This is a genomic window from Pseudoalteromonas distincta, from assembly GCF_000814675.1.
GTDB classification, from domain to species: domain Bacteria; phylum Pseudomonadota; class Gammaproteobacteria; order Enterobacterales; family Alteromonadaceae; genus Pseudoalteromonas; species Pseudoalteromonas distincta.
Genome location: NZ_JWIG01000001.1, coordinates 759154 through 784060 on the forward strand (window position 1 = coordinate 759154; position 24907 = coordinate 784060).

General features: G+C 40.1%; 20 protein-coding genes. 3 read left to right on the forward strand and 17 right to left on the reverse strand.

The features are described 5' to 3' along the window. Positions 1-266: 266 nt before the first annotated feature. The 13 genes from QT16_RS03385 to QT16_RS03445 form a co-directional block, all read right to left on the reverse strand. Positions 267-1694, reverse strand: a complete 1428-nt coding sequence (locus tag QT16_RS03385; protein WP_039485696.1) for an NAD-dependent succinate-semialdehyde dehydrogenase — start codon at positions 1692-1694, stop codon at positions 267-269. 491 nt (positions 1695-2185) lie between these two features. After that, positions 2186-2524: an ISC system 2Fe-2S type ferredoxin gene (fdx, locus tag QT16_RS03390; RefSeq protein WP_002958430.1), complete on the reverse strand. Its 339-nt coding sequence runs from the start codon at positions 2522-2524 to the stop codon at positions 2186-2188. A gap of 11 nt (positions 2525-2535) precedes the next feature. Then, complete coding sequence (hscA, locus tag QT16_RS03395; RefSeq protein WP_002958429.1) at positions 2536-4398, reverse strand: Fe-S protein assembly chaperone HscA; 1863 nt, start codon at positions 4396-4398, stop codon at positions 2536-2538. 41 nt (positions 4399-4439) lie between these two features. Continuing rightward, positions 4440-4967 (reverse strand): co-chaperone HscB, encoded by a 528-nt coding sequence (gene hscB, locus QT16_RS03400; RefSeq protein ID WP_002958428.1) that lies wholly within the window; start codon positions 4965-4967, stop codon positions 4440-4442. A gap of 82 nt (positions 4968-5049) precedes the next feature. Continuing rightward, positions 5050-5373 carry an iron-sulfur cluster assembly protein IscA gene (gene iscA / locus QT16_RS03405; RefSeq protein ID WP_002958427.1) on the reverse strand — a complete coding sequence of 108 codons (324 nt, stop codon included), beginning with the start codon at positions 5371-5373 and terminating at the stop codon, positions 5050-5052. 12 nt (positions 5374-5385) lie between these two features. Beyond that, on the reverse strand, positions 5386-5769 hold the full coding sequence (gene iscU / locus QT16_RS03410; RefSeq protein ID WP_002958426.1) for a Fe-S cluster assembly scaffold IscU: 384 nt from the start codon (positions 5767-5769) through the stop codon (positions 5386-5388). Positions 5770-5810: 41 nt separating this feature from the next. After that, entirely contained in the window at positions 5811-7028 is a 1218-nt protein-coding gene (locus QT16_RS03415; protein ID WP_002958425.1) for an IscS subfamily cysteine desulfurase, read from the reverse strand. 24 nt (positions 7029-7052) lie between these two features. Next, positions 7053-7544: a Fe-S cluster assembly transcriptional regulator IscR gene (gene iscR, locus QT16_RS03420; RefSeq protein ID WP_002958424.1), complete on the reverse strand. Its 492-nt coding sequence runs from the start codon at positions 7542-7544 to the stop codon at positions 7053-7055. Positions 7545-7781: 237 nt separating this feature from the next. Beyond that, a complete protein-coding gene (gene trmJ, locus QT16_RS03425; protein WP_002958423.1) occupies positions 7782-8507 on the reverse strand; it encodes a tRNA (cytosine(32)/uridine(32)-2'-O)-methyltransferase TrmJ in 726 nt (241 codons plus the stop codon). 157 nt (positions 8508-8664) lie between these two features. Further along, a complete protein-coding gene (locus tag QT16_RS03430) occupies positions 8665-9420 on the reverse strand; it encodes a class I SAM-dependent methyltransferase (RefSeq protein ID WP_010554084.1) in 756 nt (251 codons plus the stop codon). A 57-nt stretch (positions 9421-9477) separates the two neighbouring features. Next, positions 9478-10656, reverse strand: coding sequence for a response regulator transcription factor (locus tag QT16_RS03435; protein WP_039485710.1), 1179 nt, complete (start codon positions 10654-10656; stop codon positions 9478-9480). A 139-nt stretch (positions 10657-10795) separates the two neighbouring features. After that, complete coding sequence (prlC, locus tag QT16_RS03440; protein WP_039485714.1) at positions 10796-12835, reverse strand: oligopeptidase A; 2040 nt, start codon at positions 12833-12835, stop codon at positions 10796-10798. An 86-nt stretch (positions 12836-12921) separates the two neighbouring features. After that, positions 12922-13596: a DUF2461 domain-containing protein gene (locus QT16_RS03445; RefSeq protein ID WP_039485717.1), complete on the reverse strand. Its 675-nt coding sequence runs from the start codon at positions 13594-13596 to the stop codon at positions 12922-12924. Between the two features lie 78 nt (positions 13597-13674). Between QT16_RS03445 and gorA the strand changes: the two genes are divergently transcribed. From gorA to QT16_RS03460, 3 genes are all read left to right on the forward strand, one after another. After that, complete coding sequence (gene gorA / locus QT16_RS03450) at positions 13675-15036, forward strand: glutathione-disulfide reductase (protein WP_039485720.1); 1362 nt, start codon at positions 13675-13677, stop codon at positions 15034-15036. 265 nt (positions 15037-15301) lie between these two features. Continuing rightward, positions 15302-15934: a hypothetical protein gene (locus QT16_RS03455; RefSeq protein WP_039485723.1), complete on the forward strand. Its 633-nt coding sequence runs from the start codon at positions 15302-15304 to the stop codon at positions 15932-15934. Between the two features lie 108 nt (positions 15935-16042). Further along, entirely contained in the window at positions 16043-16879 is an 837-nt protein-coding gene (locus QT16_RS03460; RefSeq protein ID WP_024597410.1) for a mechanosensitive ion channel family protein, read from the forward strand. A gap of 425 nt (positions 16880-17304) precedes the next feature. Here QT16_RS03460 and tldD read toward each other — a convergent pair whose 3' ends face one another. Genes tldD through rng form a run of 4 tightly spaced genes read right to left on the reverse strand, consistent with a single transcriptional unit; the run spans position 17305 to position 24906 of the window. Next, complete coding sequence (gene tldD, locus QT16_RS03465) at positions 17305-18744, reverse strand: metalloprotease TldD (RefSeq protein WP_039485728.1); 1440 nt, start codon at positions 18742-18744, stop codon at positions 17305-17307. Further along, positions 18741-19580 carry a carbon-nitrogen hydrolase family protein gene (locus tag QT16_RS03470; protein ID WP_039485732.1) on the reverse strand — a complete coding sequence of 280 codons (840 nt, stop codon included), beginning with the start codon at positions 19578-19580 and terminating at the stop codon, positions 18741-18743. The genes tldD and QT16_RS03470 overlap by 4 nt, the downstream gene beginning before the upstream one ends. Then, the gene (locus QT16_RS03475; protein WP_039485735.1) at positions 19577-23434 is read right to left on the reverse strand and encodes a YhdP family protein; all 3858 of its coding nucleotides are present in this window, start codon (positions 23432-23434) and stop codon (positions 19577-19579) included. Before QT16_RS03475 ends, QT16_RS03470 begins: the two co-directional genes overlap by 4 nt. Then, complete coding sequence (gene rng / locus QT16_RS03480; RefSeq protein WP_002958405.1) at positions 23434-24906, reverse strand: ribonuclease G; 1473 nt, start codon at positions 24904-24906, stop codon at positions 23434-23436. The genes QT16_RS03475 and rng overlap by 1 nt, the downstream gene beginning before the upstream one ends. Position 24907: the final 1 nt, after the last annotated feature.

The window sequence follows — 24907 nt, forward strand, 5'->3', positions numbered from 1 at the left end:
TCAAAATGTGCTTATTACAGTCTATGACTATTCAAACAAAAAAATGCCACCTGACGGTGGCATTTACACACGGGGTTATTTCTACTTATAGAAATACTTTTACTTTTTATTTGTTTTTTTGTATTGTTTTATTAACAAAAAATATGTGCCCAAAGGTAGCATTTAGTGCTTTGTGTAGCAACAGTAAAAGGTAAAGTTCATATATCTGCCATATTAACGTCATAAAAAAGCGCGAAGTAAATTCGCGCTCATAAACTTAACGGGCGTTATATTTTAATACACACGTACTTTTCTTCTAAGTACTCATCAAGCCCTTGATGACCGCCTTCTCGACCCAAACCAGATTGCTTAACACCACCAAATGGCGCTACTGGGTTTGATATAACACCTTCATTTACGCCGACCATACCAAATTCAAGCCCTTCACTAACTCGGTAGACTTGCTTAATGTTTTGGCTGTAAAAATATGCTGCTAGGCCAAATGGTACATCGTTAGCAAGCGCAAGCACTTCACTTTCTTCATCAAAAGGAATAACCGTCAATACTGGACCAAATACCTCTTCGTGGTAAATATCCATCTCTGTAGTGACATTGTTTACTATTAATGGATTTTGAAAGCTGCCACCTAAGTCACTATTATCGCCAATCAGCGTCGCGCCCTTATCGAGTGCGTCTTGTACTAACTGCTGCACTTTCTCTTTGGCTTTAGGGTAAATGAGTGGACCAATATCAACATCGTCTTCAAAACCATTTGCCACTTTTAACGCTGCAACCTTAGGCGTGATTTTTGACAGTACTTTGTCGAGAATATTACGCTGTATAAAAATACGGTTTGCAGCAACACATGCCTGCCCACTGTTTCTAAATTTAGCCGCCATTAGCCCTTCAACAGCTTCATCTAAGTCAGCATTATCAAAAATAATAAAAGGTGCATTACCGCCAAGCTCCATCGAGGTGCGTTTAATTGTGTCTGCACATTGCGATAGCAACTGCTTACCTACACCGGTAGAACCGGTAAATGTAAACTTACGCACAACTTCTGAATCAGTCAGCATTTTGCCTACTGTTTTGGCATCTTGAGAAACCAGTACATTAAATGCACCTTTAACAAAACCAGCTTGATCGGCTAGATGAGCAAGCGCAATAGCACAAAGTGGTGTGTACTCAGAAGGTTTTAATATAAAGCTACAGCCCGCAGCGTAAGCTGGCGCTACTTTACGAGTAACCATAGCAATAGGGAAGTTCCACGGCGTTATACCAGCTACAACACCGACAGGCTGCTTAAAGCTGGTTAAACGGTGCGAGTCATCTGTTGGCGGAATTACATCTCCGTAACTACGTTTGGCTTCTTCTGCAAACCATTTGATAAAACCTGCACCGTAATCAATCTCACCAAGAGATTCTTTGAGTGGTTTGCCTTGCTCTTTAGTCATCAGCTCTGCAAGTGTTTGTTTGTGTTTTATTACTAGCTCATACCAGCGCATCAAGGTTTCGCTTCGCTCAGTGGCATTTGTCGTTTTTAACTTAACAAAAGCCCATTGAGCTGCGGTTATTGCGCTATTTACACCCTGCTCGTCAATATCGCTTACTTCAACAATACTTTTTTCGGTAGCGGGATCGTTAACGCTAAAGCGCGTATCAGTTTTATAAAATTCGCCGTTAATAAATGAGTCAGAAAAAATAAGATTACTCAAAATAAACCTCCAAAATTACGTTTTAAGGTGTTAGCTTTTAATGCGTGGCATAGAGCCAAGACTAACATTTTAGGGTCTTTGCTCACGTGAGAAGCGCAGCTTCTATATTTATAACCTAGAGTTAAAACACATAACGCCAGCAAGCTGTGCGTCTACAAAATAAATGTATAATTTAAAATTTGCTGTAGACGTTGAGCTTGCTCACGTGAGAAGCGCAGCTTCTATATTTATACCTAGAGCTAAAACACATCACGCCAGCAAGCTGTTCGTCTACAAAATAAATATATAATTTAAAATTTGCTGTAGACGTTGAGCTTGCTCACATGAGAAGCGCAGCTTCTATATTTATAACCTAGAGTTAAAACACATAACGCCAGCAAGCTTTGCTTGCCTACAAAATAACTTACGAGCTTTGCTTGTCACGCCTACAATTCACAAACAAAAAAGCCGCTGTATCAAACAGCGGCTTTTAATATATACATCGTTAAAAACTAGTGCTCTTCATTAACGATATTGAGATTGTACTTAGGTATTTCAACCACTAGGTCTTCATCTCTTATAATTGCTTGGCAACCAAGGCGTGATTCAGGCTCTAAGCCCCATGCTTTATCTAGCATGTCGTCTTCTAGCTCATCACTTTCTTCAAGTGAATCAAATCCTTCACGAATCACTAAGTGACACGTAGTACATGCACACGATTTTTCACAAGCATGCGCAATGCTAATACCATTTTTAAGCGCAGCGTCGAGTACCGTTTGACCTGTAGGAGCTTCAATTGCAGCGCCGTCAGGACATAATTCAGGATGTGGAAGAAAAACAATTTGTGGCATTCTAATCTCTCTTAAATGTTGTCTACTGACTGCCCTGTAAGGGCCTTTTTAATTGATGCATCCATTCTACGCGATGCAAAGTCGCTACTCGCATTATCGACTTTTTCGATAGCTGCTTTAATTTCGCCAGGCTCTTGTGCATTTTCGCGCACTTTTACCAGTTCTGCAATTTCAGCGCGTAAGTTAGCTAGTTGCATATCGTCAAGTAATGCACCATCGGCTTCAAGTGATGCATTAAGCGCTTCTATAACACGCAACGCTTCTACTTGTTGCTCTTTAAGCATACGCGCTTGCATGTCGCCTTTAGCGTTGCTCATTGATTCTTTTAGCATGTTAGCTACTTGATCATCAGATAAACCAAACGAAGGCTTAACTTGAATCTCAGCTTGTACACCTGTTGATTTTTCCATAGCTGAAACACTTAATAGGCCATCAGCATCAACTTTAAAGGTTACACGAATATGCGCAGCGCCTGCCGCCATTGGTGGAATACCTTTTAAGCTAAACTTAGCAAGCGATCGACAATCATCAACAAGTTCACGCTCACCTTGCAGCACATGTAATGACATGGCTGTTTGACCGTCTTTAAACGTTGTAAATTCTTGTGCGCGTGCTACCGGAATCGTTGTATTACGCGGAATGATTTTTTCAACCAAACCACCCATAGTTTCAAGGCCTAGCGATAACGGTAATACATCAAGCAATAACATGTCAGAATCGGGCTTATTGCCAATTAACACGTCGGCTTGAAGCGCGGCACCTAAGGCTACAACACGATCAGGATCGATTGAAGTTAGCGGCTCTTTATCAAAAAAGCTTTGTACTTGGCTACGTACCAATGGCATACGGGTTGAACCACCTACCATAATAACTTGCAGCACTTCTTCGTTTTCAATGCCAGCATCTTTTACAGCACGACGACACGAGCGCAGCGTTTTTTTAATTAGTGGCATAGCCATTTCATCAAACGTTTCGCGCGTTACTTCAACGGTGTATTTTTGATCGTCAAACTCAAGACCCACGTTTACTTTAGCGTATTGGCTTAATGCTTCTTTACACGCTTTTGCTTTATTGATGAATAAACGCAAAACTGAAGGTGATAATGCTGACACACCTGTTTGCTGCTTAAAGTAATCAACAAGGAGCGAATCAAAGTCATCGCCGCCGAGGCTAGAGTCGCCACCGGTTGCCATTACTTCAAATACACCTTGGTGTAATCTAAGTACTGATATATCAAACGTACCACCACCTAAATCGTAAACAGCAATAATACCTTCTTGGCCTGAATCTAAACCATAAGCAACCGCTGCTGCTGTTGGTTCATTTAATAAACGTAGTACGTTAATACCAGCCAGCTCTGCGGCATCTTTAGTACTTTGGCGCTGCGCGTCATCAAAGTACGCTGGTACTGTGATTACAGCCCCTAAAATTTCTTGGTTACCAAAACTTTGCTCAGCTCGTGCTTTTAATGCAGCTAAAATATGGCTTGATGCTTTAATTGGACTAATTTTACCTGCCGCAGTTTCTATTGCTAGCGCACCATTGTGCTCACAGAACTCATACGGTAGTTGCCCATAACTTTGCTCTATTTCAGCCTGAGTTTTACCTAAAAAACGCTTAACCGAAATAAGTGTGTTAGCAGGGTCTTGCGTTGCTGCTTGTGCAGCTTCTGCGCCAACAGTAATACCGCCTGCTTGATAACGAACAACCGACGGTAACATAGCCGCGCCAAGATCATCAGTTAACGTGCGGGCTTCGCCACTTTGCACTGTTGCAACTAAAGAATTAGTTGTACCAAGGTCAATACCAATCGCTAGTTTATGTTCGTGTGGTGCCGCGCTTTGCCCCGGCTCAGCAATTTGCAATAATGCCATAATGCTCTTTAAACTCGTGTTGCTCGCTTTGCAGCAAGTAATTAATCGTCAAATAAACTGTCTTCGATACGCTCTAGTTCTTCACGTAACTTATAAACAAACTTCAGTTTACGAATATTATCTGCGGCAAGTTGATATTGCTGCTCATCGTTACTTGCTAATTGCTCAGCAAGTTGTGCACTGTATTGCGCGTTTAATTGCTTAATTTGTTTTTCAAAATTTGCAATGGCGGTATCAGGATCGCTAGCTGATGTTAGCTCTTCAAGTTCTTCGCGAAGTTCCATTTGCTGCATTAAAAACATTGGATCTTGCAAGGTTTGCTGCTCTGCACGAATATCAACGCCTAGCTCGCTCAACATATATTCGGCACGTTTTACTGGGTGCTTTAACGTTTGTAGCGCATCGTTAATTTCGGCAGTGCTTTGCACAGCCATTAACTTATCGCGGCTGCTCGCATTCGCGTGGCGATCGGGATGTACAGTACGCTGTAATTCCAAGTAGTGCTTGTTAACCGTTGCTAAATCAATATTGTAATCAACGGGGACTGCAAATAATTCAAAGTAACGCATAACTTCAACCAATAATATTCAGAAATAACAAAGCCCTACATTAACTGGCAGGGCTTATTTATACTACAAAGATATTTAAAGCTTAAACGGTAAAGCTTTCGCCACAACCACACTCATCTGCTTGATTCGGGTTATTAAATTTAAACCCTTCATTTAAGCCTTCTTTAGTGTAGTCGAGCTCTGTGCCGTCAATGTAAACTAAGCTTTTAGCGTCAACAATTAATGTAACACCTTTAGCCGCAAAAGTTTCATCGTCTTCGTTTAAATCGTCAACAAACTCAAGTACATAAGCAAGACCTGAACAGCCCGTCGTTTTAATGCCAACGCGCAGGCCTAAACCTTTACCGCGGTTTGCTAAAAATGATTGTACGCGGTTTGCTGCCGCATCTGTCAATGTCACTGCCATGAGTTTCTCTTCTTACTTCGCTTGTTTGCTTTTGTAGTCTGCAATTGCTGCTTGAATTGCGTCTTCGGCTAAAATTGAACAGTGAATTTTCACTGGTGGCAACTCAAGCTCTGCACTGATATCAGTGTTTTTAATTGTCGCTGCTTCGTCTAGCGTTTTGCCTTTAACCCACTCTGTTACAAGTGAAGATGAAGCAATTGCGCTACCACAACCGTAGGTTTTGAATTTTGCATCTTCAATAACGCCAGTGGCAGATACTTTAATTTGCAGTTTCATTACGTCACCACATGCTGGTGCGCCTACCATACCCGTTGCCACTGACGGATCGTTCTTATCTAGAGTACCTACGTTACGTGGGTTTTCTACGTGGTCAATTACTTTATCACTATAAGCCATTATTCTATCCTCATTACCTGCTAGGGTATGTGCTCACACTATTAGTGGTGAGCCCATTCAACTGAATCTAAATCAATACCTTCTTGATGCATCTCCCAAAGTGGAGACATCTCACGTAGGCGACCGATAGAGTTTTTCATTAATTCGACGGTGTAATCAATCTCTTCTTCGGTAGTAAAGCGGCCAATACTAAAACGAATTGAGCTATGTGCTAATTCGTCGTTACGGCCAAGTGCACGTAATACATAAGAAGGCTCTAAGCTTGCAGATGTACAGGCTGAACCTGACGATACTGCAATGTCTTTTACTGCCATAAGTAACGACTCACCTTCAACAAAGTTAAAGCTGATGTTTACAATACCCGGTACTGATTGGTCTTGTGTGCCGTTAAAGTATACTTCGTCCATGTCAGCCATAATGCCGTCGATTAAACGATTACGTAAGGCGCTGATGTGTGCGTGATCTTTTTCGAAATCTTGCTTAGCAATTTTAAACGCAGTACCCATACCCACTAATTGGTGAGTTGCTAGTGTACCAGAGCGCATACCGCGTTCATGTCCGCCACCGTGCATTTGCGCTTCAAGGCGAGCACGTGGTTTACGACGAACGTAAAGTGCACCAACACCTTTAGGGCCATACACTTTATGTGCAGAGAACGACATAAAATCAACTTTAAGCTGTTGCACGTCGATTAATACTTTACCCGCGCTTTGCGCTGCATCTACGTGGAACATAATTTTACGTTCGCGACACATTTCGCCAATAGTCGCGATATCTTGAATTACACCTAGCTCGTTATTAACGTGCATGATGCTTACAAGTACTGTGTCGTCACGCATTGTGTCGGCAAGTTTTTGTAAATCAAGTAGGCCGTTTTCTTCAACGTCCATGTAAGTTACTTCAAAACCTTGGCGCTCAAGCTCACGACATGTGTCGATTACAGCTTTATGCTCAGTTTTAGCGGTAATAACGTGCTTACCTTTTTTCTTGTAAAACTGTGCTGCACCTTTAATAGCAAGGTTATTTGATTCTGTTGCACCCGATGTGAAAACAATTTCACGTGGGTCTGCATTAATTAAATCAGCAATATCTGTACGCGCTTGGTCAACAGCTTCTTCTGCTTGCCAACCAAAACGGTGTGAGCGTGACGCAGGATTACCAAACTTACCGTCCATTGTCAGGCACTGCATCATTTCTTTAGCAACACGTTCATCAACAGGCGTGGTCGCTGCGTAATCTAAATAAATCGGTAACTTCATTTCTCTCTCCGCTGCAGGTCAACCTTAAAGTTGACAGCTTACTTGAATGTTTTCCAACTGCTTAATTGCATTATTGATACTGTTATCTTGGCGCGATGCTATTTCTTTCACATCTGATTTTTCCACCAATTCAGCAAGGGTAATATTATTCAAAAATTCTTCTATGCGTGCGCTTAAGTCTGACCACAAATTATGTGTTAAACAACGCATACCACTCTGACAGCCGGTATCGGCACCTTGGCAACGTGTTGCATCGACCGATTCGTCTACGGCGCTAATAATATCGCCAACAGAGATAACGCCCGCTTCACGCCCTAGTAAATAACCACCACCAGGTCCACGAACAGAACTTACTAGGCCATTTTTACGTAAACGAGCAAATAATTGTTCAAGGTAAGACAAAGAAATTTCTTGTCTTTGTGAAATATCAGCAAGGGCTACAGGACCTACACCTGTGTGTAGTGCAACATCCAGCATAGCTGTAACGGCATATCTGCCTTTTGATGTTAACTTCATAACGCCCCCTGCACAAAAGAGTGCAAATTTTAATTACCAGAGTAAATTAGTCAAGTATTATCACTTGATAAAAATTTGATTTATAAACTCTTACTTTTTAAATTGTAGAGTTAACAAACTTTCAATACTTGACCTCTTTGGTCAAGTATTACAGCCATTGTAATTACCTGAGTATTTTAGTCAAGTATTAGCTAGTTATTTACCCATTGGTTTTTATAACTAATAGCTATACCTAAGTTACTTAGGGATAGACTTATTAATTGAGGTGAGAATACCGCGTAAAATATTCATTTCGGCATCTTCAGGGTGAGCTCGGTTAAATAAACGACGTAATTTAGTCATAACTAAACCAGGGTGCTGTTTGATAATAAAGCCGGTTTTGAAAAGCGTCTCTTCAAGGTGCTCATAAAACAGTTCTGTTTGTTTTGAGCTTGGGTAAACAGCATCGTCTTCTTCAACCTTTTTAGGTTGTTGATTTAAAAACGCCATACGTGTTTCGTAACTAAGTGTTTGTACCGCCATAGCTAAATTTAGCGAGCTGTATTCAGGATTAGCAGGAATACATACGTGGTAATTACAAAGCTGTAATTCTTCATTAGTTAAGCCGCTGTTTTCACGACCAAATACTAGCGCTACAGGACCATTTACAGCTTCAGCAACGAGTTTTTCACCACATTCACGTGGTTCAACCATTGGCCACGAAAGCGTACGAGAACGCGCACTTGTGCCAATTGTTAATGTACAGTCAGCGATAGCTTCTTCAACAGTACCTACAATAACTGCATTGCCCAAAACATCAGTTGCGCCTGCAGCTAAAGCACTTGCTTGGCTGTCTATTTCACAAGCAGGATCAACTAAATAAAGTTTTGATAAACCCATGGTTTTCATGGCGCGAGCCGCCGAACCAATATTGCCCGAATGTGACGTGTTAACTAAAACAATGCGAATATCATCTAAGATCATTACTGTGCTACTTTGCTATGCCAAAAAATTGCGCAAATTCTAACATGAAAATGTAATAAGATCCTAGATTCAAAAGGCTAGATCCTAAGATCCAAGCCAATATAACGATTCTTACATGGGTAAATTCTAGGGATAAACCACCAATTTGTTTTGATGTTTAAACCATTGCCGCCTTTACATAAACATCAAAACGGTTCTTTTTGGTTTTGATCTGCATACTTGGGGTTTTTTCGTTTAAGAATGGCGCGTAATCAGGGCGTTTTACAACGACACGCTTACTGGCAAGTGGATAAGCAAAATCAAGTAAATCGTCAGCGTCGTTGTCTGCACCAACTAGCTCTTGAAATACGCGCATTTCTTTTTTAACTAATGCTGATTTTTCGCGATGCGGAAACATAGGATCTAAATAAACAACATCGGGCATGCTTTCGCACTGAGAGAGCAAAGTATGGCTTGAGCCAAATATTAGGCTCATGTTTTCTTTCATCCACAAACCAATTTCAATATCGCTATAGGCTCGCTTTAACCCATCGTATAAAAGGGCTGCAACAACCGGATGACGTTCATGTAATATGACTTTGCACCCTAGCGAGGCAAGTACAAAGCCGTCTCGTCCAAGGCCTGCGGTAGCATCAAGTACAACAGGCGTTGCACCTTTATTTAAGCCAACTGCTTTGGCAATAGCTTGCCCTTTACCACCGCCAAACTTGCGCCTATGGGCGGCCGCACCTGTTACAAAATCAACATTAATTGCACCTAGTTTAGGCTCATCGGTTTTAAATAGGCTTAACCCTTTATCGTCGTAATGTAAGCTAAAGCCACTGCAATTTTGCGCCCATTGGGCTAAACCAAAGCGTGTTTCTAATTCATTTAAATAAGGACGTAACTCTTTAAAAGCACACTGAATAACCACAATAAACTCCGACGATAAAATACGCCTGTAGTATATCAACCGCTTTACTTTAAAGCACTAAAATAGCTCTATATCACTGTGATGATTAGTATTGACCTTTGCGGCTTCCGCTTTAGTGCGTAAATTAGATATAAGCTCATTGCGGCTTTCGGCAACTTGTTTAAGCTGATATTTGATAAAAGCTAAATCACTATTAGCCGATACAAATAACTGCATTGTTTGATCTAATTGAGATATATATAAGGTGAGATCGGCAGGGTTTGCTTGTGTTTGTTGTAGCTTAATGGCGCAGTCAAGCTCATGTAGCTGCTCTATAAACACTTTAGTACTTTTGTTTTGCTCTATATTTTGAGTAGTTAACTGCTTAACAATATCTTGAAGGGCTGTACTTATTTGAGCTGCCTGCTCATAACTGCTTTCGCTTCTTTCCATGGTAATAACCTTCTCGTTGGTTACTTCTAATATATGCGGGGACAGATCTTTATAGCGCCCGTACAAAGCATCGTTATCAACTGGCATATTTTTTATCAAAAGGGATACTTTGGGGTAATTAATTATAGTACTACTACCAATATCAACAAATCGTTGAGCTTGTCTGTGTTGCTCCAGCAGCTCTTGCTCTAACGGGCAAACACCGCTTTGCTGGCTATAAAAAACACCTGTTCCTTGATACCAAAACACAACCACAACATCTAAATTTAAAGGAGCAAAAAAGGCAAAAAAGTGCTCACTCAACGATTGAAAGTTATTAGCGTGATAGCTTTGTCCAACGTAGCGCATTATACGGCCCATATCGCCCGACTCTGTCATCGCTATTTCCGCTGTTTTATTCGCTTTTGCTATATCCAGCTTTAGCTTTGCACATTGCTGTCGATATTCGTAAAGCACTTTTATACGCGCTATTAACTCTTCTGCGTTAAAGGGTTTAGTAATGTAATCAGATGCGCCAACACTATAACCTTTTACCCGATCGCTTAACTCTATTTTAGATGAGAGAAACATAACGGGAATATCTTGAGTGCTTTCACTTTGCTTTATCGTTTTACATACGTCATAGCCTGACATACCTGGCATTTCAATATCGAGTAAAATAATATCAGGGTTATATTTATTGGTTAGCCTTAATCCTTCATCGCCATCTTTTGCATGAATTATTTTACAAAACCCTGCTAAAGACTCTTCAATTATATGATGAACATATTTGTCGTCATCAATTGCTAATACCAACTTTGCCATGCCTTAATCCATTTTAATAGGTGTGCTAAAAGCATAGTACGACAGGATGAAATTACTAAAAATTATTAGATAATAATTTACAAATAATAAAAAAGCGCCATTTAGGCGCTTTAATTTGGTTTGTGCTAAATATTAGTTTTTAAGCTGCAATACCGCTGTGGCGTAGTAACGCGTCAACATTAGGCTCACGACCACGGAACTTTTTAAATAATTCCATTGGCTCTTCACTACCGCCTTTTTCTAAAATATTTTGCATGAAGGCTTGACCGGTTTGCGGGTTAAAAATACCTTCTTCTTCAAATTTAGAATAAGCATCAGCAGAGAGTACTTCAGCCCATTTATATGAGTAATAACCAGCGCTGTAACCGCCTGCAAAAATGTGGCTAAAGCCATGTTGAAAACGGTTAAACTCAGGAGGCTGAACGACCGAGGTACGGCTGCGTACGTCATCAAGTACTGCTTGAATTTGACACTCTTCACCTGCTTTATAATCATTGTGGATTTTAAAGTCGAATAACGAGAACTCAATTTGACGTAGCATTTGCATGCCTGAGTTATAATTTTTAGCCGCTAGTAGCTTATCAAGTAGCTCTTTAGGTAACGGTTCGCCCGTTTCATAATGACCTGAAATAAAGCTCAGTGCTTCTTCTTCATAACACCAGTTTTCTAAAAACTGACTAGGAAGCTCTACCGCATCCCACGCTACACCATTAATACCCGCAACAGGAGCAGCATCAACTTGTGTAAGCATGTGGTGAATACCATGACCAAACTCGTGGAATAAGGTTGTCACCTCGTCATGAGTAAACAATGCAGGTTTATCGCCAACCGCTTTATTAAAATTACACACTAAATAAGCCACTGGAGTTTGTAGTTCGCCGTTAGCACGTACTTTACGGCCCATACAGTCGTCCATCCACGCCCCACCGCGTTTACGGTCGCGTGCATATAAATCGAGATAAAAACGTCCGCGCAGGGTGTTGCTGCTATCTACAATTTCAAAAAAGCGTACATCTTTGTGGTAAGTATCAAAATCAGTAACTTCTTTTACGCTAATACCAAATAAGCGGTTAACGGTTTCGAATAAGCCACTTAATACTTTATTTGCAGGGAAGTAAGGACGTAGTACTTCATCTGAAATAGCGTATTTTTCTTGCTTAAGTTTTTCGCTGTAGTAACCAAAATCCCATGCCTGTAATTCAGAAATACCATGTTTTTGCTCAGCATAGGCTTTTAACTCTGCCACTTCTTGTTCTGCTTGTGGTTTTGATTTAGCAGCAAGGTCTTCTAAAAACGAGAATACTTGCGCCGGTGTTTCGGCCATTTTAGTTGCCAGTGACTTTTCAGCGTAGCTGTTGAATCCTAGTAACTGTGCAAGTTCATGGCGAAGCGCAAGCTCCTCACTCATAATCTCTGAGTTATCAAATTCACCAGCATTAGGGCCTTGATCTGATGCGCGCGTAGAAAACGCGGTGTAAGTTTCTCTGCGGAGTTCGCGGTTATCTGCATAGGTCATAATTGGTAAATACGACGGAAAATCAAGGGTAAATACCCAACCGTCTAACTCTTTACTTTTAGCTGTGTCAGCTGCAAGCGCTAAAGCAGATTCTGGCAAGCCAGCTAAGTCGCTTTCATCAGTAATATGTTTGTGCCAAGCAAGTGTGGCATCCATTACGTTGTTGCCAAATTTTGAGGCAAGTTCCGATAAACGCGCGCTAATTTCGCCGTAGCGTTTTTGCTGCTTCGGCGCTAATGCAATACCCGATAATTTAAAGTCACGAAGCGCATTAGTAATTGTTTTTTGCTGTGCTGTAGTCAGCGTTTTAAATTCGTCGCTGTTATAAAGCGTATTATACGCGTTGTATAATCCTTGATGCTGACCTACAAATGTTGAATATTCAGATATTAATGGTAAGCACTGCTCGTAAGCTTCACGTAATTCGTCGTTATTCATTACTGAATTTAAATGCGATACAGGGGAGAACATGCGCGATAATTTATCGTCCGCTTCTTCAAGGGGTAATACTAAGTCATCCCACGTGTACGAGCCTTTCGCTAGCACGTCATCAATGGCTTTACGACAAAGCTCAATACCGTCTTTTAGTGCTGGTACTACGTACTCAGGCTTTATTTTTGAAAATGGTGGTAAGCCTTCAAGGCCAATTAGTGGGTTGCTCATAAATACTCTCTTTGCGTTAATGCATTACGTTTTAAATTGGGTCTAAAAGTAAAAAAACAACTCAGCCGCTTTTAAGTTGTTTAATTTTAATATGGTTGCTCTAAAGCAAAACACAAATAACCCATTAATGAGTCGGCCACTTTATAACGTTCTAGTACCGTATCAACTAAGTTATTACTGCATATTTGCTTTTGAGTAAGTGGGCTAATGGCTATAAAGTCTTTTCGTTTGAGCTCATCTATTAAGGGATGATCTTTTTCAAAACCCCTTGGTGGGCGTTTTAGCGACTCTCCTGACATTTCAAATATAGATTTAAATTGCTCATCATAAATTGCTTTTTTATAGCTATTTGGGTTTTCATCTATGCAGGTTCTAATTGCATTAAGCGCCTTTGATTCTGGTCGCCAAATACCAGCACCTACAAAACATTCGTCATTTGCTAAGTGAAAATAAAAACCAGGGGCGTGTACGTCTTTTCCCATAAAATGGCGAAATTGAATCCCTACATTAATTTTATATGGGGTTTTATCTTTACTAAAACGCGCGTCTTTATGGATTCTCATTAAACTACCGCCGACTTTTTTATCTGATGCGACAAAATGGCTAGAAACCTCAGCAAGTGGTGCTTGCATTTGCCTAATGAAATCTAAAGCGGGCTCTCTTACGTATTCCTCATACTGTGATTTATGGTCGTTAAACCAGTCTCTATTATTGTTTTGATCAAGCAGAGCAAGAAATTCGAATGTTTTTTTACTAAACATAGGTCACCTAAACACTCTTTATTTTTAAAACTTAATGTTATGCTAATGCGCATAAAACTCAACGCCTAAGGACATAAAATGACACAACACTTTGATTATATTGCAATCGGTGGTGGCAGTGGTGGTATTGCCTCTGCAAATAGAGCGGCAATGCGTGGCGCTAAAGTAGCACTTATAGAAGCAAAACACATGGGCGGCACGTGTGTAAACGTGGGCTGCGTACCTAAAAAAGTAATGTGGCACGGTGCTCAGGTTGCTGAAGCAATTAATTTATATGCCCCAGATTACGGCTTTAATGTTGAAGTTAAAGGCTTTGATTGGAGCAAGTTAGTAGAAAGCCGTGAAGCCTACATAGGCCGAATTCATAAAGGTTACGACAGTGGCCTTGCTAGCAATGGCGTTACTGTAATTAAAGGCTTTGCTAAATTTGTAGATAATAAAACAGTTGAAGTAAACGGCGAGCACTACACAGCCGATCATATATTAATTGCAGTAGGTGGACGCCCAAGCATTCCGCATATTGAAGGTGCTGAACACGGTATCGATTCAAATGGCTTTTTTGAATTAAAAGAGCAACCTAAACGCGTTGCAGTAATAGGCGCAGGCTACATAGCCGTTGAGCTTGCTGGTGTATTACATGGTTTAGGTACTGAAACACATTTATTTGTTCGTAAGCATTCTCCACTTCGTAACTTTGACCCATACATAGTTGAAACACTTGTTGATGTTATGGCTGCTGAAGGCCCTACTCTTCATACAGAATCTGTACCTCATAAATTAGTTAAAGAAGATGATGGCTCTGTAACGCTACATTTAGATAATGGCAAAACTCATAACGTTGACCAAGTAATTTGGGCCATTGGCCGCCAGCCAACAACAGATGCAATTAATGTAGCCGCTGCCGGCGTAGAAGTTAACAGCGATGGTTTTGTTAAAGTTGATGAGTTTCAAAATACCACAGCTAAAAATGTATACGCGGTTGGCGATATTATCGAAAACGGTATTGAACTTACGCCTGTAGCAGTTAAAGCAGGGCGTACTTTATCAGAGCGTTTATTTAATAAAGAACTACCTGATGATTTAAAAATGGATTACAGCCTAGTTCCTACTGTTGTATTTAGTCACCCACCAATTGGTACTATTGGCCTTACTGAACAAGAAGCTATTTCTCAGTATGGCGAAGAAAACGTTAAGATTTACCAATCTGGTTTTACAGCTATGTACACAGCGGTAACTAAACATCGCCAGCCTTGTAAAATGAAACTTGTATGTGCCGGCCCAGACGAAAAAGTAGTTGGCCTACATGGTATTGGTTTTGCGGTTGATGAAATGATTCAAGGTTTTGCAGTTGCCATGAAAATGGGCGCTACTAAAGCTGACTTTGATGCCGTTGTTGCGATTCACCCAACAGGTTCTGAAGAGTTTGTAACGATGCGCTAGGCGCTAAACTCTAAGCGCTCAATTATAAAAAGCCCTTGTTAAGTAATTAGTAAGGGCTTTTTTAATGCTTGTTATATTTTGCACAACAAACCACTTAAAACGTCACATTAAAAACATCCATTCAACATTAAAAAAACATCTAAGCCATTATTTTAACAGCAAAAGTTTTAGACCGATAAAAAGGTTAAAAGTTTAAATTTTGTTTTGGCTTTAAAGCATTTTAACGATTAGAATCCCGCGCATTTATAGTTTTTCTTGGTTATTTATGTTTTTACTGCGATCTTTTATTTATTTATTATGCCTAGCGGGTGTTGCTTATTTAATTCAACTTGAAGGGTTTGAATTAAAACAGGATGCACTTTACAGTGAAGAAACTCTTACCGAACATATGCAAGATGTTTTAACTTTTTTAAGCTGTATTTTATTTTTTTACGCTTCGCGAATTAACTTTCAACTCAAAATACCGGCTGTATTACTAGCTGCGTTATCGGCAATGATGTTTGTGAGAGAGTTTGATACCTACCTCGACCTATACTTTTTTGATGGCGCTTGGCAAAGTATCGTCTATTCAATTTTAGCTGGCGTGTTTGTTTATTTAATAACAAACAGAGGAAGTATTTTTAACTCTTTAAAAGCCTATAGCCTCACTCCTAGTTATGGAATTTGCTTATCAGGCATGGTTACTTTACTCGCATTTTCGCGAATGATGGGCAAAGGCGCATTTTGGCATTCAGTAATGGGTGATGACTATGTACGTGCGGTAAAAAACATTGTTGAAGAAGGTATAGAAACGCTTGGCTATACTTTGATTTTTATTTCAGCCATTGAGCTTGTACTCATATGCCGAAAAAGAATGGCTAAAAATCACAAGCATTGCACTGATCAAGTAACTCAATAACGTAGCTACATTTTTTATTGGTTACTTTTTTTACACTAAATTTGCTAATTGGTTTAATAAATCAATATACTGAGCCTGTTTTTATCAACTCACGTTTAATTGGATACCATGACTAAAGATATATTGCTGCATCCGTTTCTTCTTTCAATTGTAATGATCACAATTGCATTTGTACTAAAAGTGCTTGTTGATAAGCTCGCTAAAAGTCGCGCAGAAAAAAAAGAAAAAGACATCCGTTACATCGCACACAATATTAAGCACTTTATTAATTTTGTAATGATGATATCGCTGCTATTTGTGTGGTCGACCGAAATTCAAAACTTTGCACTTTCTATTGCTGCTTTTGCCGTGGCGATTGTACTTGCAACGCGTGAGTTTATTCAGTGTGTAATAGGCTTTTTTTACCTCGTAACAACTCGCCCGTTTAGAGTCGGTGATTGGATACAAGTAGGTGATTACTTTGGTGAAGTAGCTGAAACGGATTGGATAAAAACAACCATGCATGAAATTGATATACATACTTATCAATTTTCTAGAAAAACCATATACATACCTAATAATAAGCTGATTACCAGCTCTATTAAAAACTTAAACTTTGTAAAACGCTTTGTTACACATCATTTTATTATTGTCCGAAGAGAGAGCTTTAACCCTTACCCTATTCACGACACACTCACTGAGCAAGCTAAACTGTACTGCGAAGAGTTTCAAGAAGTAGCAAGCCGTTATAATTCGATGATTGAGCGTAAACTTGATGCAAAAATATCTGGCCCAGAGCCGGTAATTCACTTTGGTACAACCGATTTAGGTGAATTTAAAGCAAGCTTTACCTTGTTTTGTCCGACAGAAAAAGCGCTTGAGATAGAGCACAAATTAACAGAATGCTTTTTTGCGTTATGGTACAAAGAGGCTGAAAAAAATAAAGAAGGTGAAGGAGAGGCATAAACCTCGCCTACACAAAGTAAAAATACAAATCGTAGGTGCGAATTTATTTCGCGCTCTATTTCTAAGTCTGTATTTAAAAAGCGAGGTATAAAACCTCACCTACAATAAACATCAAGCACGTAGGTGCGAATTCACTTCGCACTCTATTTCTAAGTCTGTATTTAAAAAGCGAGGTGTGAAACCTCACCTACCCAAAGTAAGAATGCAAATCGTAGGTGCGAATTTATTTCGCGCTCTATTTCTAAGTCTGTATTTAAAAAGCGAGGTGTGAAACCTCACCTACCCAAAGTAAAAATACAAATCGTAGGTGCGAATTTATTTCGCGCTCAGTTTCTAAGTCTGTATTTAAAAAGCGAGGTGTGAAACCTCACCTACAATAAACATCAAGCACGTAGGTACGAATTCACTTCGCGCTTGAGTAATATTTAAGCTGTACCACCGACCGTTAACTGATCAATCTTAAGGCTTGGTTGGCCTACGCCTACCGGTACGCTTTGACCATCTTTACCACAAACACCAACACCTTTATCAAGTGCTAAGTCGTTACCAACCATAGATATTTGCTGCATTACTTCTGGTCCATTACCAATAAGCGTTGCGCCTTTAATTGGTTGGGTAATTTTACCATTTTCGATTAAATACGCTTCTGATGCACTAAACACAAACTTACCTGAGGTTATATCAACTTGTCCGCCGCCAAAGTTAGGCGCGAATACCCCTTTTTTAACTGAGCTGATAATATCGGCTTGGCTGTGCTCACCACCTAACATGTAGGTGTTAGTCATGCGAGGCATTGGTAAATGCGCATAAGACTCACGACGTGCGTTACCGGTAGGATTTACACCCATTAAACGCGCGTTTAGCTTATCTTGCATATAGCCTTTTAAAATACCGTTTTCGATAAGTACGTTGTACGCGGCTGGTGTGCCTTCATCATCAACATTAAGTGACCCACGGCGATCAGCCATAGTGCCATCATCAACAACTGTACACAGCTCAGATGCTACTTTTTGGCCCACTTTACCACTAAACGCAGACGCGCCTTTGCGGTTAAAGTCGCCTTCAAGTCCATGCCCTACTGCTTCGTGTAAAAGCACGCCAGGCCAACCATTACCAAGTACAACTTCCATCGTGCCTGCAGGTGCATCAATAGCTTCAAGGTTTACTTTAGCTTGGCGTACAGCTTCTTCAGCAAATTCCATCCAACGTGGTTTACCATCAACAAGCTCTTTAAAGTAACCATAATCTAAACGTGCACCACCACCTGCGCCACCGCGTTCACGGCGACCATTTTTTTCAAGCAGCACTGAGCAGTTTAAACGAATAAGCGGGCGAATATCGGTGGCAAACGTACCGTCACTTGCTGCGATTAATACTTCTTCGTATACCGCTGACATTGAGCTAATTACTTGCTCTGCATCGGGTGCTAGTTCACGAATATAGTTTTCAAGTTCGCGTAATAAACTCACCTTGTCGGTATCGCTCATACTCGAAATTGGCTGGTGCGGTGCAAACTGCTCTTTAGCTTTAACATCACTAAATACTTTAATCGCTCTATCTTCGCCAGCATCTGCGATGCTACGAGCCGCTGTAGCCGCTTTATTAAGTGCTTCAAGATTTATTGCATCAGAGTAAGAAAAACCTGTTTTTTCGCCGCTTACAGCACGTACACCAACGCCACGTTCAACGTTATAAGAGCCTTCTTTAACTAAGCCGTCTTCAAGCACCCATGATTCGTGGTGGCTTGATTGAAAATATAAATCGGCGTAATCCACTTTATGCTGATGTATGTAAGCGAGCGTTTTTTCGAGCTCTTCTCTATTTAGCTGGCTGTCTTGTAGTAAATGCTGTTCAACCGAATTCATAATAAATGCTCTCTAAATCGTTGATGAGACTGCACGGGCATATCTCGTCTAATTTTTTGTAACTGGTCTAAATCTGCGTTGCAGCTTATAAAACCGGTGCCTGTTGGCAATTCACTCAGGGTATTGCCCCAAGGTGAAATAATAATACTGTGGCCATATGTTTGTCGGCCATTTTCATGTGTACCGTACTGAGCAGCTGCAACTACATAACATTGTGTTTCTATTGCGCGAGCTGCTAATAGCGGTTGCCAATGCGCTTGCCCTGTAGGGACTGTAAATGCACTGGGTACTAAAATAATATCGGCGCCTTGGCGTACTAGTTCGTTAAATAAGCCACTAAAGCGCAGATCATAACATACTGTTAAGCCAATTTTACCAAAGGGAGAATCAACAACCACTACATCGCGACCTGCTTGGGTAAAATCTGACTCTCGATAGCTACCTGTTTTATCATCTACGGTTACATCAAATAAATGTATTTTGTTATACGTTGCAACCAGCTCGCCTTGATTATTATATAAGTGCGATGCTGCGTAATACTTATGTTCGTTAAATGGCTCAGGCATTGTGCCTGCATTTAACCAAATATTATGGTGTTGGCACAATTCACTAAGTTGTAATTTGTATTGCTCAACTTGCTTAGCAACACGTAACATATCGTTACCAGTTTTACTAAACACTAAAAAAGCCTCAGGCAAGCAAACAAGTAATGGCCTTTTTGCGGGGAGTGTTTTAAGTGCGCGCTTTAAGCTTGTTATGTTGTCATCAGGGTTTAGCCCTGAACACATTTGTAGGGCAACTATTGTGGGTGTGCTTATGCTTGCTGTTTTGTTCATTGCGTTACTGTTACTTGTGCATCTTTAAGTTTTAAATCGACTGATGCTTGTGGCTGATTTTGCGCAGCTTGAGGTAGTGTAACTTCACGACTTTTTCTGTCGAGTTCTTGAACAATAGGATCGTTCATTTTACCCGTTACTTTAAAATTGATCTCTGAGATGACGCGCGCAGAATGAATAACTTTATCAAGTGCTAAAGCAGCAAGCCCTGTTACTGGATTAACCATCCACGCAACTATAACCGGAATGCTTGAGGTTACTTGTGGCGCTACAGCAAGGTCGTAATCTATATCTAGCGTATTTAAGTTTGCGTAGCCTTTAATAGTTAAATCGGCAGGCACACCATCCATTTTAGTATCTTTAGTGTAAGCGATACCGTTTTCTAACTGCATAGAGCCTTGCATGCTGTTATAAAAAAAGCCCTTTGAAAATACATCTCTAAAATCAAGTTTCAGTTTGCGTACGAGTGAATCAAGGCTCAACAGCGAAAATACGCGTGCACCACCATCACTTATTTCAGTTAAGTGACCTTCCCCTAAATCCCAAGTAACCTCACCACTTAAAGTTTTCACATCAAAATCATAAGGTGCTGCTTGCCAAGTAAGATCATAATTTAGATCAGCTTTAGAATCCTTAATTGCAGAGGTAATATCAAACTCGCCAAACAATGCGCCTATATCATCACTTTTAAGCTCACCACTTAGCGTTGTTAAACCATTTTGCCACTGCCCTTTAGTGCGCAGTACATGATCTCCTTTATCGATTACAAGTTCTGATATCGATAAGCGCTCGCCATCACCTAATAATGACGCACTCACTTTATCAAGCTGATAGCGATCAATTTTGCAGTCACTACATTCAAACTCAATGGCAGGTATTTTAGTAAGCCAGCTCAAGTCTTCCTCAGGAAGTACATCTGTTATTTCAATTAATTGCTCGCTAGGCTGTGCAAAATTAAGCCTTAAGTAATCGGCATTAATTCGTATAGGCTGGCTAGGTTGTGATGTAGGAATAAAAACCCCAGCTCTAAGTTCTTTAGCATTTAGCTTTAGGTATAAATCGTCTTTTGATGGTGCTAAACGCATTTCAAAATCATTAAAGATGATATTACTCGCATCAAGCATACCTATATTTGCGACCACCTCATTAAGCGGTGGCATAATCCCTTTTGATTCTTGATCTGGGTTTGCTTTACCTGCTTTAATTATTTGATCAATCAGATCAAACCAAGGCACTAATTCACTCTGCTCAAGATTTATATTTACGCTTAAGTCTTTTTGGTTTAATCCTAAATCCTGTTTTCCGAGCACAAAATGGACATTACTAAACTGTGATTTTCCATTTTCTAAAATAGCATTAAAGTAAAACTGTTGATTAGCGTTTGCTGTAATGAGATTAGAAATATCATCACCTTGAACTACTGCATCAAGCGCCCACGCTTGTTCGCTATTTTTATTATAAGGTGCGGGTAAGTTACTCGTTAAGCCAAGTAGTTCTGAGTTTACCTGTGCACGGTAATTAAAGCCTTGTTCGGTAAAATTAAGTACCAAACCAATATCAACATCGCTTTGCCCACTTAAATAATTTTTTAATATACCTTGTCCACTATCAATTAGTGTATCGGCGTCAATTTTGGCGTTTATATCTATGTTTACTTGGTAATTTTTTGCATCACTTTTACTGCTGTAATTAATATTTAGCGGCATGCCCAACCACTTCGCAGTCGCATTTTTAAGTGTGATGTTGTCGTTTTTAAAATTAAGCTCGCCAGTTAAGTTTTTAAGCTCAATACCTGGCGTTGCTATAAATACTGGTAAGTCATTTAAATTAACTTTGCCGCTAACACTGGCTCCGCCTTTAAACTTAGAGCCTACTAAAAGCTCAATACTGGCATCGGCTTCGCCTTTGCCCTGTACAACTCTAAAAATTTCAGCAAGAGGTTTGGCAATAGGTGTCGCTGCAAAAAAATCATGTAACTTTTCCATCTCTGCTTTTTTATCAATTTGCACAATAAGTTCATCAGCATTCATTAAATCTGCAATGCTCACCTGTACACTATTACCAATATCTAAATTAACCAACTTGCCTTGCTGGCTATATATGTCCATCCGCTCATTAGCAAAATGTAGCTGTACATTAGCATTAGTGACCGCAGGCCAATCAGAGTCAAACTCATAGGTTGCATTGTCTATTTGTGCTAATACATCAAACTGACCACTACCATCAGTAAATGGGAAACCAGACAAAGGCCCTGCAAATAAGACCTGTGCTTTAGATACTTCTCCGCCTTTAATTGCACCATTTAAATAGCTAACAAGTTCAGGGCTCATCGCTTTTAATGGGAAGTAATGACCTGCAATATTGGCATCTGGAGCGAACGCTTCTGCGTAAAGATCTAATCGAGGATCATCTGTTAGGCTAATTTGTAATTCTGCAGCAAGAGTAACTTCATCATTATCAAACCAGATATTGTCACTACTTATATGCCAGCCATCATCTCGCTTAGCTAAATCTAGTTCTACATTTAGCTGATTATAATTTATGTCGTTACTAAAGCTTTCGCCTGTAACTAATGTGCCACTTTCACCAAATAAATTTATTCGACCAGTACTTTGGGTAAGTAAACCATTTACTCTAAGTCCTTGTGCGGCAGGTACCGATCTTAATTCTTGCCAGCCAATATTGTTAGCCTCAAACCATAATTGCCATTGCTGTGCATTAGAAAAACTTAAATAAGCTTGATCTATTTGCCCACTAGGTTGGCGTTCTAAAAATGGTTCAAGTGCATTAAAATTACTTAGCCCAGCTAGGTTACTCAGTAATTCAAAATCAACTTGATGCAGCCACACTTTATTTTGCAGCCCTAGTTGGGCTTCAAACTCTAAACTTGGCCATGCTTTATCGTTACTATTAAATGTTAAACCGGTGCTTTTTAAGTGCCAGCTATTTTGTTCTGGATATAGATGGAATCCACCTTCACTCAAACTAACTTGGTGGCTTTGCTCTTCTCGCTGCCAGCGTACAAAGCTTGGTAACCACTGCATTTTCACATCACTTACAAAACCTTTATCTAGTTTTAGCCATGCTTGTAAATTAATATCGCTATGCAGTTGTTGTTTTTGCGTATTTATATATTGCGCTAACCAGTTAGATACATCGACCTTATTAGCCTGTACATAAATGTCGCCCGCTACTTGCTCTAGAGTATCCCCAGTAAGTGCTATGCGCGCGTCAAAGTCTCCGACCGAAATACCCGGCAGTGCTAAGCTTCCACTACCAAGATGCTGCTCATCTTCATTTTGCCAAACAATGTTTTGAAGAAGTAATTTACGTTCTTTACCGTCTTCTAAAATAAAGTTAATACTGGAATTTTCTATTGCAAAATGACCCGTTTTACCCAAAAACAGTTCTTCAATTAGCTCTTTTTGCTCAAAAGAAACTTCGTCGTTATCACCGGTTTTAAATAAGTTGGTGATATTTACACTGGTATGAAAACCATTAATAACAAAATAATTAGATCTAAGTTGCAGTGCTTTTAAGCTTTCCCATAGGTTTAGCTCTAAGCTGGTTTTAGCAATGGTGAGTGATATTGGCGCGGTTTCGTTATCTTTAAACGATAAATCTTCTAGCACTAATGCAGGACCACTGCCCTGCCAACTAGCTGATATTTCGCCAATAGATAAGCTTATTTCAAACTTTTCGTGTAAATAGCTTTCTATGTCACCTTTGTATTCGTTTGCATACGGGAGGGTATATTTTAAAATTGAAACAATAACGGCCAGTAATACCAAAATTATGGCGCAAGTCTGCCATAACTTTCTAAAACAAAAAAAACAGACCGCTTTTGCTTTCATTACATCATTACCACATCAAACTGTTCTTGGCTGTATAAGCTCTCGGTTTGAATATTGACTTGCTTACCAATAAATAGTTCAAGCTCAGCAAGGTTATGATACTCATCGTTCAGTAGGGCCTCACTTACAGCAGGCGCTGCATACACCATAAACTTGTCCGCTGCGTATGCTCGGTTAACACGCACTATTTCACGTAGTATTTCGTAGCAAACCGTTTCAACTGTTTTTTGTGAACCACGACCGGAACATGCTGGGCATACATCACATAAAATATGCTCTAAGCTTTCGCGTGTACGTTTACGCGTCATTTCAACAAGGCCAAGCGCTGAAAGCCCATTAATATTCGTTTTAGTGCGATCTTTTGCAAGGGCTGATTCAAGTGAATGAAGCACCCGTCGCTTATGATCCTCACTTACCATATCGATAAAGTCGATAATGATAATACCGCCTAAGTTACGCAGCCTGAGCTGGCGGGCAATTGCAGAGGTTGCTTCTACGTTGGTATTAAAAATGGTTTCTTCTAAATTACGATGTCCTACAAATGCGCCAGTATTAACATCAACAGTCGTCATTGCTTCTGTTTGGTCAATAATTATATAACCACCCGATTTTAGCGTAACTTTACGATGTAGTGCTTTTTGAATTTCGTTTTCAACGTCAAACAAATCAAATATAGGTCGCTCGCCTGGGTAGTATTCAAGCACTTGAGAAAGCTGTGGAACAAACTCTTCTGTAAATAACTTTAGTTCTTCATAGCTGAGTTTAGAGTCAACGCGAATGCGCTCCATATCTTCGCCTACGTAGTCACGCAGGGTTCTAAAGGCAAGCGTTAAATCTTCGTGTAGGATACTGGCTTTACTCGTTTTTCTACGACGTGATGTTATTTTTTCCCATAATTTTCTTAAAAAGCCAGCATCGTGCCGTAATTCAGCTTCGCTAGCACCTTCAGCTGCTGTACGTACGATAAAGCTGCCATTTTCATCGCCATATTCTGCGACTATTTTTTTAAGACGTGAGCGCTCTTCTTCAGTTTCTATACGCTGACTAACCCCTACATGGGTCGCATCAGGCATAAACACTAAATAGCGAGAAGGAATAGTTATATCAGTGGTGAGCCTTGCGCCTTTAGTGCCTAGCGGATCTTTTACCACTTGCACCATAATGTATTGGCCTTGACGAACTAACTCTCTAATATCTTGTACTTTTTTTATTGGTACGTCGTCTACGCCTTCAACAATAGAGGCACTATTTACAATATCGGATGCATGCAAAAATGCAGCTTTTTCAAGGCCGATATCAACAAAAGCAGCCTGCATACCCGGAAGTACACGGCTTATTTTTCCTAAGTAAATATTGCCTACAATACCTAGATTACCGATTCGCTCTAGCTGTATTTCTTGCAGTACACCGTTTTCTATTAGGGCAACACGGCTTTCGCTCGGTGTGACATTGATCAGTAATTCTGTACTCATG

Coding starts and splice junctions, on each gene's coding strand:
- fdx (WP_002958430.1), bottom strand. CDS start 2,524: ATGCCACAAATTGTTTTTCTTCCACATCCTGAATTATGTCCTGACGGC.
- hscA (WP_002958429.1), bottom strand. CDS start 4,398: ATGGCATTATTGCAAATTGCTGAGCCGGGGCAAAGCGCGGCACCACAC.
- hscB (WP_002958428.1), bottom strand. CDS start 4,967: ATGCGTTACTTTGAATTATTTGCAGTCCCCGTTGATTACAATATTGAT.
- iscA (WP_002958427.1), bottom strand. CDS start 5,373: ATGGCAGTGACATTGACAGATGCGGCAGCAAACCGCGTACAATCATTT.
- iscU (WP_002958426.1), bottom strand. CDS start 5,769: ATGGCTTATAGTGATAAAGTAATTGACCACGTAGAAAACCCACGTAAC.
- QT16_RS03415 (WP_002958425.1), bottom strand. CDS start 7,028: ATGAAGTTACCGATTTATTTAGATTACGCAGCGACCACGCCTGTTGAT.
- iscR (WP_002958424.1), bottom strand. CDS start 7,544: ATGAAGTTAACATCAAAAGGCAGATATGCCGTTACAGCTATGCTGGAT.
- trmJ (WP_002958423.1), bottom strand. CDS start 8,507: ATGATCTTAGATGATATTCGCATTGTTTTAGTTAACACGTCACATTCG.
- QT16_RS03435 (WP_039485710.1), bottom strand. CDS start 10,656: ATGGCAAAGTTGGTATTAGCAATTGATGACGACAAATATGTTCATCAT.
- prlC (WP_039485714.1), bottom strand. CDS start 12,835: ATGAGCAACCCACTAATTGGCCTTGAAGGCTTACCACCATTTTCAAAA.
- QT16_RS03445 (WP_039485717.1), bottom strand. CDS start 13,596: ATGTTTAGTAAAAAAACATTCGAATTTCTTGCTCTGCTTGATCAAAAC.
- gorA (WP_039485720.1), top strand. CDS start 13,675: ATGACACAACACTTTGATTATATTGCAATCGGTGGTGGCAGTGGTGGT.
- QT16_RS03455 (WP_039485723.1), top strand. CDS start 15,302: ATGTTTTTACTGCGATCTTTTATTTATTTATTATGCCTAGCGGGTGTT.
- QT16_RS03460 (WP_024597410.1), top strand. CDS start 16,043: ATGACTAAAGATATATTGCTGCATCCGTTTCTTCTTTCAATTGTAATG.
- tldD (WP_039485728.1), bottom strand. CDS start 18,744: ATGAATTCGGTTGAACAGCATTTACTACAAGACAGCCAGCTAAATAGA.
- QT16_RS03470 (WP_039485732.1), bottom strand. CDS start 19,580: ATGAACAAAACAGCAAGCATAAGCACACCCACAATAGTTGCCCTACAA.
- QT16_RS03475 (WP_039485735.1), bottom strand. CDS start 23,434: ATGAAAGCAAAAGCGGTCTGTTTTTTTTGTTTTAGAAAGTTATGGCAG.
- rng (WP_002958405.1), bottom strand. CDS start 24,906: ATGAGTACAGAATTACTGATCAATGTCACACCGAGCGAAAGCCGTGTT.